This is a genomic window from Pseudomonas sp. SWI36, from assembly GCF_002948105.1.
Lineage (GTDB): Bacteria > Pseudomonadota > Gammaproteobacteria > Pseudomonadales > Pseudomonadaceae > Aquipseudomonas > Aquipseudomonas alloputida.
Genome location: NZ_CP026675.1, coordinates 2,237,803 through 2,253,193, shown reverse-complemented (window position 1 = coordinate 2,253,193; position 15,391 = coordinate 2,237,803). Strand labels below are relative to the sequence as shown.

The 15,391-nt window shown below is 60.9% G+C and carries 1 protein-coding gene (cut by a window edge); it reads left to right on the top strand.

Annotated features, from left to right (window positions below; all coding sequences use genetic code 11):
* Positions 1 to 449: 449 nt before the first annotated feature.
* On the top strand, positions 450 to 15,391 hold the 5' portion of the coding sequence (locus C4Q27_RS10830) for an immunoglobulin-like domain-containing protein (RefSeq protein WP_104886834.1). It continues 13,480 nt past the right edge of the window; only the first 14,942 of its 28,422 coding nucleotides appear in the window; it begins with the start codon at positions 450 to 452; its stop codon lies beyond the right edge, outside the window.

Sequence of the window (15,391 nt, the reverse complement as noted above, 5' to 3'; positions counted from 1 at the left end):
CTGGCTGGCTATCGACCTCTGCCAGGCCGCATTCCGGCAAGGTTTGTGCTTATTTGGCAATCAGTGTCCGCGCGATTGACAGTGATCTGGATATTGACGCCAGTAACGCTGACATTGCCGAGTAAGACGGTCGCGCCGCATGATTTACGGCTGCTGAGGTGTATGAAAAAGTGCTAGGACTGATGGCTTAACACCTTTTTGATGATGTAAGACATTTGTCCTCAGGAAACGCTTGGCTAAGGTACAAATATCAATGTGACATTACATTGCCGATTGTTTAGGATGGCATGTATAAGGTCAATAGTTTGGCAGTCAGGCAATTCCAAAAAGTTATAGACGGAATATTGACGTCAAAAACGTCAAGAGATCATCGACATAGTTCCGCCTGAAGTGGCTAGCAAGCGCCGCTCTGGCAGGGAAGTACCCCATCGGGTCACACGGAGAGTCCAATGAGCAGCGTTGTAGCCATCGTCAAAAGCATTGTCGGCCAGGTTATTGCGGTATCCCCAGAGGGCATCCGGCGTGTACTTATCGAAGGTGACCGCCTGTTGGCCGGCGAGGAAGTGCTCACCGGTCCGGGTGGCGCGGTTACTTTGGAGCTGGCTGATGGCCGACTGCTCGATCTTGGACGTGACAGCCAATGGAGCGCCGATGCGCCTGACAGTAGCACCGACCTGAGTCAGGCGGCAGCCCAGGCCGCGCCTTCAGTGGAAGAGCTGCAGCAGGCAATTGCTGCTGGTGTTGACCCGACTACTGAGCTTGAAGCTACCGCCGCTGGCCCGTCATCAGCAGGTGGTGGTGCGCTGGGCGGTGGCCACAGCTTCGTGATGCTCGAAGAGACGGCTGGCCGAGTTGACCCGACGGTTGGCTTCCCGACTGACGGGCTGGGCTTTGCGGGCGTACCCGATAACCAAGAAGTGGGCCTGCTGGACACTAACGGCAACAACCTGGTGACCACACCGACGGATACCGCCGTCGCTACTGAGCTGACGCTTGGCGCAACCCCTTCCATCAGTGAAGCGGGTGGCGTAATCGTTTATACCGCCACCGTTGGTCAGGCGCCGACCACCAACCTGGTAATTACTCTGTCCAACGGTGCCGTGATCGTCATTCCGGCTGGGCAGACCAGTGGTAGCGTCAACGTCGCAGTTCCGGCAAACGACACACCCTACATTGACGGGGGCCAGATTTCGGCCACCGTGACAGGTAGTACCGGTGGTGGCGGGCTGACGGTGACATTGCCGCAAACGCCAGCGGTTACCCAAGTGACCGATACAATCGACACTACAACCGCGACCCTGACCGCCTCGCCAAGCGTCACCGAAGGCGGCGTTATCACCTACACCGTGACCCTGAGCAATCCTGCCCAGACGCCGGTGACCGTGACCCTGTCCAACGGCCAGGTCATCACCGTTGAAGCCGGCAAAACCCAGGGCAGCGTCGATTTCCAGACCCCGGCGAATGACGTCTACAACAACGGTTCGACCGTCAGCGTCACCATCGAGAGCGCCACGGGCGGTAATTTCGAGCAACTGACCCCGAATCCGACCCCGGCTCAGACCGCGATCACCGACTCGGCCGACACCACCACTGCGACCCTGACCGCCTCGCCAAGCGTGACCGAAGGCGGCGTGATCACCTACACCGTGACCCTGAGCAACCCTGCCCAGACGCCGGTGACCGTGACCCTGTCCAATGGCCAAACGATTACCGTTGAAGCCGGAAAAACCCAGGGCAGCGTTGATTTCCAGACCCCGGCCAATGACGTCTACAACAACGGCTCGACTGTCAGCGTCACCATCGAGAGCGCCACGGGCGGCAACTTCGAACAGCTGACCCCGAATCCGACCCCGGCTCAGACCACGATCAACGACTCGGTCGACACCACCACCGCGACCCTGACGGCGAGCCCGTCGGTCACCGAAGGCGGCGTGATCACTTACACCGTGACCCTGAGCAACCCTGCCCAGACGCCGGTGACCGTGACCCTGTCCAACGGCCAGGTCATCACCGTTGAAGCCGGCAAAACCCAGGGCAGCGTTGATTTCCAGACCCCGGCCAATGACGTCTACAACAACGGTTCGACCGTCAGCGTCACCATCGAGAACGCCACCGGCGGTAATTTCGAGCAACTGACCCCGAATCCGACCCCGGCTCAGACCACGATCAACGACTCGGTCGATACCACCACCGCGACCCTGACCGCCTCGCCAAGCGTGACCGAAGGCGGCGTGATCACCTACACCGTGACCCTGAGCAATCCTGCTCAGACGCCGGTAACCGTGACCCTGTCCAACGGCCAGGTCATCACCGTTGAAGCCGGCAAAACCCAGGGCAGCGTTGATTTCCAGACCCCGGCCAATGACGTCTACAACAACGGTTCGACCGTCAGCGTCACCATCGAGAACGCCACCGGCGGTAATTTCGAGCAACTGACCCCGAATCCGACCCCGGCTCAGACCACGATCAACGACTCGGTCGATACCACCACCGCGACCCTGACCGCCTCGCCAAGCGTGACCGAAGGCGGCGTGATCACCTACACCGTGACCCTGAGCAATCCTGCTCAGACGCCGGTAACCGTGACCCTGTCCAACGGCCAAACGATTACCGTTGAAGCGGGTAAAACCCAGGGCAGCGTCGATTTCCAGACCCCGGCCAATGACGTCTACAACAACGGCTCGACTGTCAGCGTCACCATCGAGAACGCCACGGGCGGTAATTTCGAGCAACTGACCCCGAACCCGACGCCGGCTCAGACCAGGATCAACGACTCGGTCGACACCACCACCGCGACCCTGACGGCGAGCCCGTCGGTCACCGAAGGTGGCGTGATCACTTACACCGTGACCCTGAGCAACCCTGCCCAGACGCCGGTGACCGTGACCCTGTCCAACGGCCAGGTCATCACCGTTGAAGCCGGCAAAACCCAGGGCAGCGTCGATTTCCAGACCCCGGCGAATGACGTCTACAACAATGGCTCGACCGTCAGCGTCACCATCGAGAGCGCCACGGGCGGCAACTTCGAACAGCTGACTCCGAATCCGACCCCAGCCTCGACTGTCATCAATGACAGCATCGATACCGTCACCGTAAGTATTGTCAGCAATGGCAATGTGACCGAAGACCAGCAGCCTTCCTTTACTGTGAAAGTAAGCCAGGCGCTGGACCGTCCGTTGACCGTAACCCTGTCTAACGGCGACACCGTGACGATCGAAGCCGGTAAGACCGAAGTCGAGTACAAGACCTCGGTTCAGGGCGATGACGTCTATCTTGATGCAGGCTCCATCACGCTCAGTGTTACCGACGCTACAGTACCGGGTGCCACCTTCGAGAAGCTGGCCTTGGGTGGCCCGGCTACCGTTGAGATCTCGGACACTATAAGTGAAGTGGTGGCCAAACTGACCGCCACCCCTTCGGTGACCGAAGGTGGCGAGATCACCTACACCATCACCCTGACCAACAAAGATGGTCTGCCGATCAACAACCACTCGGAGCTGTACTTCAAGCTGACCGACGGCACCACCGTCGTCGTGGCGGCCAACAGCACCACCGGATCGGCAACTGTAGCTGCACCAGACAACGTCTATGTCGGCACCAACGCGCCGGTGGTCAATGCCATCGACGCCGTCAGCGGCGCAGATGCGTGGAAGTTCGAAAACCTGAACCTGGACAAGACCCCCGTCAGCACTACCGTCACTGACGAGCCAGGCACTCCAGGCAACGAAGGCGACATCGTCAAGGTCACCATCACGGCCGACCAGACCTCGGTAGCCGAGAACGTCAAACCGACGTTCACCGTACACATCAACACCGCCTTGGCTCACGACCTGGTCGTGACCCTGAGCAACAACGCTCAGGTCACCATCAAGGCCGGCGAGACCAGCGCGCCGTACACCCACGACGCGCAAGGCGATGACGTCTATCAGGATGCGGGCCAGATCAGCCTGGGCATCAACTCGGCGGTGGACGCCACTGGTGCTGCGTTCGAGAACCTGCAACTGGGCGGTGCTGCTTCGGTTCAAGTGACCGACACCCTCGACGAAGTCGTGGCGAAGCTGACCGCGACCCCGTCGGTCACTGAAGGCGGCGAGATCACCTACACCATCACCCTGACCAACAAAGACGGCCTGCCGATCAACAACCACTCGGAGCTGTACTTCAAGCTGACCGACGGCACCACTGTCGTCGTGGCATCCAACAGCACCACCGGTTCGGCGACTGTAGCAGCACCAGACAACGTCTATGTCGGCACCAACGCGCCGGTGGTCAATGCCATCGACGCGGTCAGCGGCGCAGATGCATGGAAGTTCGAAAACCTGAACCTGGACAAGACCCCGGTCAGCACCGAGGTGACCGACGAGCCAGGCACCCCAGGCAACGAAGGCGACATCGTCAAAGTCACTATTACTGCTGACCAGACTTCGGTGGCCGAGAACGTCAAACCGACGTTCACCGTGCACATCAACACCGCCCTGGCTCACGACCTGGTCGTGACCCTGAGCAACAACGCTCAGGTCACCATCAAGGCTGGCGAAACCAGCGCGGCGTACACTCACGACGCGCAGGGCGATGACGTCTATCAGGACGCTGGCCAGATCAGTCTGGGCATCACGTCCGCTGTGGATGTAGACGGTCACACCTTCGAGAACCTGCAACTGGGCGGCAACGCTTCGGTTCAAGTGACTGACACCCTCGACGAAGTGGTGGCCAAGCTGACCGCGACCCCTTCGGTCACCGAAGGCGGTGAGATCACCTACACCATCACCCTGACCAACAAAGACGGCCTGCCGATCAACAACCACTCGGAGCTGTACTTCAAGCTGACCGACGGCACCACTGTCGTCGTGGCAGCCAACAGCACCACCGGTTCGGCGACTGTAGCAGCACCAGACAACGTCTATGTCGGCACCAACGCGCCGGTGGTCAATGCCATCGACGCGGTCAGCGGCGCAGATGCATGGAAGTTCGAAAACCTGAACCTGGACAAGACCCCGGTCAGCACCGAGGTGACCGACGAGCCAGGCACCCCAGGCAACGAAGGCGACATCGTCAAAGTCACTATTACTGCTGACCAGACTTCGGTGGCCGAGAACGTCAAACCGACGTTCACCGTGCACATCAACACCGCCCTGGCTCACGACCTGGTCGTGACCCTGAGCAACAACGCTCAGGTCACCATCAAGGCTGGCGAAACCAGCGCGCCGTACACCCACGACGCGCAAGGCGATGACGTCTATCAGGATGCGGGCCAGATCAGCCTGGGTATCAACTCGGCGGTGGACGCCACTGGTGCTGCGTTCGAGAACCTGCAACTGGGCGGCAACGCTTCGGTTCAAGTCACCGACACCCTCGACGAAGTGGTGGCCAAACTGACCGCCACCCCTTCGGTGACCGAAGGCGGTGAGATCACCTACACCATCACCCTGACCAACAAAGATGGTCTGCCGATCAACAACCACAGTGCATTGACCTTCACACTGAGCGACGGCAAAACCGTCATCACCGTGCCGGCCAACGGTACCGTGGGTACTGCCACCGTGACTGCCCCGGACAACGTCTACGTCGGTACCAACGACCCTGTCGTGATGTCGATCGCTACCGTTGAAGGTGCGGACGTTGGCAAGTTCGAGCAACTGACGCTGGACAAGACCCCGGTCAGCACGTCGGTGACCGACGAGCCAGGTACGCCGGGCAACGAAGGCGACTTGGTCAAAGTCACCATCACGGCCGACCAGACCTCGGTGGCCGAGAACGTCAAACCGACCTTCACTGTGCACGTCAACCAGCCACTGGCCCACGACCTGGTCGTGACCCTGAGCAACAATGCCCAGGTCACCATCAAGGCCGGTGAAACCAGCGCGCCGTACACCCACGACGCGCAAGGCGATGACGTCTATCAGGACGCTGGCCAGATCAGCTTGGGCATCAACTCGGCGGTGGACGCCACTGGTGCTGCGTTCGAAAACCTGGAATTGGGCGGCAACGCTTCGGTTCAAGTGACCGACACCACCGACGAAGTCGTGGCCAAGCTGACCGCGACCCCGTCGGTCACTGAAGGCGGCGAGATTACCTACACCATCACCCTGACCAACAAAGACGGTCTGCCGATCAACAACCACAGTGCATTGACCTTCACACTGAGCGACGGCAAAACCGTCATCACCGTGCCGGCCAACGGTACCGTGGGTACTGCCACTGTCACTGCCCCGGACAACGTCTACGTCGGTACCAACGACCCTGTCGTGATGTCGATCGCAACCGTTGAAGGTGCGGACGTCGGCAAGTTCGAGCAACTGACGCTGGACAAGACCCCGGTCAGCACGTCGGTCACCGACGAGCCAGGTACCCCAGGCAGCGAAGGCGACTTGGTCAAGGTCACTATTACTGCTGACCAGACTTCGGTGGCCGAGAACGTCAAGCCAACCTTCACCGTGCACATCAACACCGCCCTGGCTCACGACCTGGTCGTGACCCTGAGCAACAACGCTCAGGTCACCATCAAGGCTGGCGAAACCAGCGCGCCGTACACCCACGACGCGCAAGGCGATGACGTCTACCAGGACGCTGGCCAGATCAGCCTGGGCATCAACTCGGCGGTGGACGCCACTGGTGCTGCGTTCGAGAACCTTGAGCTGGGCGGTGCTGCTTCGGTTCAAGTCACCGACACCCTCGACGAAGTGGTGGCCAAGCTGACTGCGACCCCTTCGGTGACCGAAGGCGGCGAGATCACCTACACCATCACGCTGACCAACAAAGACGGTCTGCCGATCAACAACCACTCGGAGCTGTACTTCAAGCTGACCGACGGCACCACCGTCGTCGTGGCAGCCAACAGCACCACGGGTTCGGCGACTGTAGCTGCACCAGACAACGTCTATGTCGGCACCAACGCGCCGGTGGTCAATGCCATCGACGCGGTCAGCGGCGCAGATGCGTGGAAGTTCGAAAACCTGAACCTGGACAAGACCCCGGTCAGCACTACCGTCACTGACGAGCCAGGCACTCCAGGCAACGAAGGCGACATCGTCAAAGTCACTATTACTGCTGACCAGACTTCGGTGGCCGAGAACGTCAAGCCAACCTTCACCGTGCACGTCAACCAGCCGCTGGCCCACGACCTGGTCGTGACCCTGAGCAACAACGCTCAGGTCACCATCAAGGCCGGCGAAACCAGCGCGCCGTACACCCACGACGCGCAAGGCGATGACGTCTATCAGGACGCTGGCCAGATCAGCTTGGGCATCAACTCGGCAGTGGACGCCACTGGTGCGACCTTCGAGAACCTGGAGCTGGGCGGTGCCGCGAAAGTGGATGTCACCGACACCCTCGACGAGGTGGTGGCCAAGCTGACTGCCACTCCGTCGGTCACCGAAGGCGGCGAGATCACCTACACCATCACGCTGACCAACAAAGACGGTCTGCCGATCAATAACCACTCGGAGCTGTACTTCAAGCTGACCGACGGCACTACTGTCGTCGTGGCAGCCAACAGCACCACGGGCTCGGCGACTGCAACCGCACCAGACAACGTCTATGTCGGCACCAACGCGCCGGTGGTCAATGCCATCGACGCGGTCAGCGGCGCAGATGCGTGGAAGTTTGAAAACCTGAACCTGGACAAGACCCCAGTCAGCACCGAGGTCACTGACGAGCCAGGTACCCCAGGCAGCGAAGGCGACATCGTCAAGGTCACCATCACGGCTGACCAGACTTCGGTGGCCGAGAACGTCAAGCCAACCTTCACTGTGCACGTCAACCAGCCGCTGGCCCACGACCTGGTCGTGACCCTGAGCAACAATGCTCAGGTCACCATCAAGGCCGGCGAGACCAGCGCGCCTTACACCCACGACGCGCAAGGCGATGACGTCTACCAGGACGCTGGCCAGATCAGCCTGGGCATCAACTCGGCGGTGGACGCCACTGGTGCTGCGTTCGAGAACCTTGAGCTGGGCGGTGCTGCTTCGGTTCAAGTCACCGACACCCTCGACGAAGTGGTGGCCAAGCTGACTGCGACCCCTTCGGTGACCGAAGGCGGCGAGATCACCTACACCATCACGCTGACCAACAAAGACGGTCTGCCGATCAACAACCACTCGGAGCTGTACTTCAAGCTGACCGACGGCACCACCGTCGTCGTGGCAGCCAACAGCACCACGGGTTCGGCGACTGTAGCTGCACCAGACAACGTCTATGTCGGCACCAACGCGCCGGTGGTCAATGCCATCGACGCGGTCAGCGGCGCAGATGCGTGGAAGTTCGAAAACCTGAACCTGGACAAGACCCCGGTCAGCACTACCGTCACTGACGAGCCAGGCACTCCAGGCAACGAAGGCGACATCGTCAAGGTCACCATCACGGCCGACCAAGCCTCGGTGGCCGAGAACGTCAAGCCAACCTTCACCGTGCACGTCAACCAGCCGCTGGCCCACGACCTGGTCGTGACCCTGAGCAACAACGCTCAGGTCACCATCAAGGCCGGTGAAACCAGCGCGCCGTACACCCACGCTGCGCAAGGCGATGACGTCTACAACGACGCGGGCCAGATCAGCCTGGGCATCAACTCGGCAGTAGACGCCACTGGTGCTGCGTTCGAGAACCTGCAACTGGGCGGCAACGCTTCGGTTCAAGTGACCGACACCCTCGACGAAGTGGTGGCCAAGCTGACTGCGACCCCTTCGGTGACCGAAGGCGGCGAGATCACCTACACCATCACGCTGACCAACAAAGACGGTCTGCCGATCAACAACCACTCGGAGCTGTACTTCAAGCTGACCGACGGCACCACTGTCGTCGTGGCAGCCAACAGCACCACCGGATCGGCGACTGTAGCTGCACCAGACAACGTCTATGTCGGCACCAACCAGCCGGTGGTCAATGCCATCGACGCGGTCAGCGGCGCGGATGCGTGGAAGTTCGAAAACCTGAACCTGGACAAGACCCCGGTCAGCACCGAGGTCACCGACGAGCCAGGCACTCCAGGCAGCGAAGGCGACATCGTCAAGGTCACCATCACGGCCGACCAGACTTCGGTAGCCGAGAACGTCAAACCGACCTTCACTGTGCACGTCAACCAGCCGCTGGCCCACGACCTGATCGTGACCCTGAGCAACAATGCTCAGGTCACCATCAAGGCTGGCGAGACCAGCGCGCAGTACACCCACGACGCACAGGGCGATGACGTCTATCAGGATGCGGGCCAGATCAGCCTGGGCATCAACTCGGCAGTAGACGCCACTGGTGCTGCGTTCGAGAACCTCGAGTTGGGCGGTGCCGCGAAAGTGGATGTCACCGACACCCTCGACGAAGTGGTGGCCAAGCTGACCGCGACCCCTTCGGTGACCGAAGGCGGCGAGATCACCTACACCATCACGCTGACCAACAAAGACGGCTTGCCGATCAACAACCACTCGGAGCTGTACTTCAAGCTGACCGACGGCACCACCGTGGTCGTGGCAGCCAACAGCACCACGGGCTCGGCGACTGCAACCGCACCAGACAACGTCTATGTCGGCACCAACCAGCCGGTGGTCAATGCCATCGACGCCGTCAGCGGCGCGGATGCGTGGAAGTTCGAAAACCTGAACCTGGACAAGACTCCAGTCAGCACCGAGGTGACCGACGAGCCAGGCACTCCAGGCAACGAAGGCGACATCGTCAAAGTCACTATTACTGCTGACCAGACTTCGGTAGCCGAGAACGTCAAACCGACCTTCACCGTACACATCAACACCGCCTTGGCTCACGACCTGGTCGTGACCCTGAGCAACAACGCCCAGGTCACCATCAAGGCCGGTGAAACCAGCGCGCCGTACACCCACGCTGCGCAGGGTGATGACGTCTACCAGGACGCTGGCCAGATCAGCCTGGGCATCACGTCCGCTGTGGATGTAGACGGTCGCACCTTCGAGAACCTGCAACTGGGCGGCAACGCTTCGGTTCAAGTGACCGACACCCTCGACGAGGTGGTGGCGAAGCTGACCGCGACCCCTTCGGTCACCGAAGGCGGCGAGATCACCTACACCATCACGCTGACCAACAAAGACGGCTTGCCGATCAACAACCACTCGGAGCTGTACTTCAAGCTGACCGACGGCACCACCGTCGTCGTGGCAGCCAACAGCACCACGGGCTCGGCGACTGCAACCGCACCAGACAACGTCTATGTCGGCACCAACCAGCCGGTGGTCAATGCCATCGACGCCGTCAGCGGCGCGGATGCGTGGAAGTTCGAAAACCTGAACCTGGACAAGACTCCAGTCAGCACCGAGGTGACCGACGAGCCAGGCACTCCAGGCAACGAAGGCGACATCGTCAAAGTCACTATTACTGCTGACCAGACTTCGGTAGCCGAGAACGTCAAACCGACCTTCACCGTACACATCAACACCGCCTTGGCTCACGACCTGGTCGTGACCCTGAGCAACAACGCCCAGGTCACCATCAAGGCCGGCGAAACCAGCGCGCCGTACACCCACGACGCGCAGGGCGATGACGTCTATCAGGATGCGGGCCAGATCAGCCTGGGCATCACGTCCGCTGTGGATGTAGACGGTCGCACCTTCGAGAACCTGCAACTGGGCGGCAACGCTTCGGTTCAAGTGACCGACACCCTCGACGAGGTGGTGGCGAAGCTGACCGCGACCCCTTCGGTCACCGAAGGCGGCGAGATCACCTACACCATCACGCTGACCAACAAAGACGGCTTGCCGATCAACAACCACTCGGAGCTGTACTTCAAGCTGACCGACGGCACCACCGTGGTCGTGGCAGCCAACAGCACCACGGGCTCGGCGACTGCAACCGCACCAGACAACGTCTATGTCGGCACCAACCAGCCGGTGGTCAATGCCATCGACGCGGTCAGCGGCGCAGATGCGTGGAAGTTTGAAAACCTGAACCTGGACAAGACCCCAGTCAGCACCGAGGTCACTGACGAGCCAGGTACCCCAGGCAGCGAAGGCGACATCGTCAAGGTCACCATCACGGCTGACCAGACTTCGGTGGCCGAGAACGTCAAGCCAACCTTCACTGTGCACGTCAACCAGCCGCTGGCCCACGACCTGGTCGTGACCCTGAGCAACAATGCTCAGGTCACCATCAAGGCCGGCGAGACCAGCGCGCCTTACACCCACGACGCGCAAGGCGATGACGTCTACCAGGACGCTGGCCAGATCAGCCTGGGCATCAACTCGGCGGTGGACGCCACTGGTGCTGCGTTCGAGAACCTTGAGCTGGGCGGTGCTGCTTCGGTTCAAGTCACCGACACCCTCGACGAAGTGGTGGCCAAGCTGACCGCGACCCCTTCGGTGACCGAAGGCGGCGAGATCACCTACACCATCACGCTGACCAACAAAGACGGCTTGCCGATCAACAACCACTCGGAGCTGTACTTCAAGCTGACCGACGGCACCACCGTGGTCGTGGCAGCCAACAGCACCACGGGCTCGGCGACTGCAACCGCACCAGACAACGTCTATGTCGGCACCAACCAGCCGGTGGTCAATGCCATCGACGCCGTCAGCGGCGCGGATGCGTGGAAGTTCGAAAACCTGAACCTGGACAAGACTCCAGTCAGCACCGAGGTGACCGACGAGCCAGGCACTCCAGGCAACGAAGGCGACATCGTCAAAGTCACTATTACTGCTGACCAGACTTCGGTAGCCGAGAACGTCAAACCGACCTTCACCGTACACATCAACACCGCCTTGGCTCACGACCTGGTCGTGACCCTGAGCAACAACGCCCAGGTCACCATCAAGGCCGGTGAAACCAGCGCGCCGTACACCCACGCTGCGCAGGGTGATGACGTCTACCAGGACGCTGGCCAGATCAGCCTGGGCATCACGTCCGCTGTGGATGTAGACGGTCGCACCTTCGAGAACCTGCAACTGGGCGGCAACGCTTCGGTTCAAGTGACCGACACCCTCGACGAGGTGGTGGCGAAGCTGACCGCGACCCCTTCGGTCACCGAAGGCGGCGAGATCACCTACACCATCACGCTGACCAACAAAGACGGCTTGCCGATCAACAACCACTCGGAGCTGTACTTCAAGCTGACCGACGGCACCACCGTCGTCGTGGCAGCCAACAGCACCACGGGCTCGGCGACTGCAACCGCACCAGACAACGTCTATGTCGGCACCAACCAGCCGGTGGTCAATGCCATCGACGCCGTCAGCGGCGCGGATGCGTGGAAGTTCGAAAACCTGAACCTGGACAAGACTCCAGTCAGCACCGAGGTGACCGACGAGCCAGGCACTCCAGGCAACGAAGGCGACATCGTCAAAGTCACTATTACTGCTGACCAGACTTCGGTAGCCGAGAACGTCAAACCGACCTTCACCGTACACATCAACACCGCCTTGGCTCACGACCTGGTCGTGACCCTGAGCAACAACGCCCAGGTCACCATCAAGGCCGGCGAAACCAGCGCGCCGTACACCCACGACGCGCAGGGCGATGACGTCTATCAGGATGCGGGCCAGATCAGCCTGGGCATCACGTCCGCTGTGGATGTAGACGGTCGCACCTTCGAGAACCTGCAACTGGGCGGCAACGCTTCGGTTCAAGTGACCGACACCCTCGACGAGGTGGTGGCGAAGCTGACCGCGACCCCTTCGGTCACCGAAGGCGGCGAGATCACCTACACCATCACGCTGACCAACAAAGACGGCTTGCCGATCAACAACCACTCGGAGCTGTACTTCAAGCTGACCGACGGCACCACCGTGGTCGTGGCAGCCAACAGCACCACGGGCTCGGCGACTGCAACCGCACCAGACAACGTCTATGTCGGCACCAACCAGCCGGTGGTCAATGCCATCGACGCGGTCAGCGGCGCAGATGCGTGGAAGTTTGAAAACCTGAACTTGGACAAGACCCCAGTCAGCACCGAGGTCACTGACGAGCCAGGTACCCCAGGCAGCGAAGGCGACATCGTCAAGGTCACCATCACGGCTGACCAGACTTCGGTGGCCGAGAACGTCAAGCCAACCTTCACTGTGCACGTCAACCAGCCGCTGGCCCACGACCTGGTCGTGACCCTGAGCAACAATGCTCAGGTCACCATCAAGGCCGGCGAGACCAGCGCGCCTTACACCCACGACGCGCAAGGCGATGACGTCTACCAGGACGCTGGCCAGATCAGCCTGGGCATCAACTCGGCGGTGGACGCCACTGGTGCTGCGTTCGAGAACCTTGAGCTGGGCGGTGCTGCTTCGGTTCAAGTCACCGACACCCTCGACGAAGTGGTGGCCAAGCTGACCGCGACCCCTTCGGTGACCGAAGGCGGCGAGATCACCTACACCATCACGCTGACCAACAAAGACGGCTTGCCGATCAACAACCACTCGGAGCTGTACTTCAAGCTGACCGACGGCACCACCGTCGTCGTGGCAGCCAACAGCACCACGGGCTCGGCGACTGCAACCGCACCAGACAACGTCTATGTCGGCACCAACCAGCCGGTGGTCAATGCCATCGACGCCGTCAGCGGCGCGGATGCGTGGAAGTTCGAAAACCTGAACCTGGACAAGACTCCAGTCAGCACCGAGGTGACCGACGAGCCAGGCACCCCAGGCAACGAAGGCGACATCGTCAAGGTCACCATCACGGCCGACCAGACTTCGGTAGCCGAGAACGTCAAACCGACCTTCACCGTACACATCAACACCGCCTTGGCTCACGACCTGGTCGTGACCCTGAGCAACAACGCCCAGGTCACCATCAAGGCCGGCGAAACCAGCGCGCCGTACACCCACGACGCGCAGGGCGATGACGTCTATCAGGATGCGGGCCAGATCAGCCTGGGCATCACGTCCGCTGTGGATGTAGACGGTCGCACCTTCGAGAACCTGCAACTGGGCGGCAACGCTTCGGTTCAAGTGACCGACACCCTCGACGAGGTGGTGGCGAAGCTGACCGCGACCCCTTCGGTCACCGAAGGCGGCGAGATCACCTACACCATCACGCTGACCAACAAAGACGGCTTGCCGATCAACAACCACTCGGAGCTGTACTTCAAGCTGACCGACGGCACCACCGTCGTCGTGGCAGCCAACAGCACCACGGGCTCGGCGACTGCAACCGCACCAGACAACGTCTATGTCGGCACCAACCAGCCGGTGGTCAATGCCATCGACGCCGTCAGCGGCGCGGATGCGTGGAAGTTCGAAAACCTGAACCTGGACAAGACTCCAGTCAGCACCGAGGTGACCGACGAGCCAGGCACTCCAGGCAACGAAGGCGACATCGTCAAAGTCACTATTACTGCTGACCAGACTTCGGTAGCCGAGAACGTCAAACCGACTTTCACCGTGCACGTCAACCAGCCGCTGGCTCACGACCTGGTCGTGACCCTGAGCAACAATGCCCAGGTCACCATCAAGGCTGGCGAGACTAGCGCGCCGTACACCCACGCTGCGCAAGGCGATGACGTCTACAACGATGCGGGCCAGATCAGCCTGGGCATTAATTCGGCAGTGGACGCCACTGGTGCGACCTTCGAGAACCTGCAACTGGGCGGCAACGCTTCGGTTCAAGTGACCGACACCACCGACGAAGTAGTGGCGAAGCTGACCGCGACCCCTTCGGTGACCGAAGGCGGCGAGATCACCTACACCATCACGCTGACCAACAAAGACGGCCTGCCGATCAACAACCACAGTGCATTGACCTTCACCCTGAGCGACGGCAAAACCGTCATCACCGTGCCGGCTAACGGCACCGTGGGTACTGTTACCGTCACTGCCCCGGACAACGTCTACGTCGGCACCAACGACCCTGTCGTGATGTCGATCGCAACCGTTGAAGGCGCTGATGTCGGCAAGTTCGAGCAACTGACGCTGGACAAAACCCCGGTCAGCACTACCGTGACCGACGAGCCTGGCACCCCAGGCAACCCGGGCGGCAGCAACGAAGGCGACTTGGTTAAGGTCACTATTACTGCTGACCAGACTTCGGTGGCCGAGAACGTCAAACCGACGTTCACCGTACATATCAACACCGCCTTGGCTCACGACCTGGTCGTGACCCTGAGCAACAACGCCCAGGTCACCATCAAGGCCGGTGAAACCAGCGCGCCGTACACCCACGCTGCGCAGGGTGATGACGTTTACAACGACGCTGGCCAGATCAGCCTGGGCATCAATTCGGCGGTGGATGCCACTGGTGCGACGTTCGAGAACCTGGAGCTGGGCGGTGCCGCGAAGGTGGATGTCACCGACACCACCGACGAAGTGGTGGCCAAGCTGACCGCCACCCCTTCGGTCACCGAAGGCGGCGAGATCACTTACACCATCACGCTGACCAACAAAGACGGTCTGCCGATCAACAACCACAGTGCATTGACCTTCACCCTGAGCGACGGCAAAACCGTCATCACCGTGCC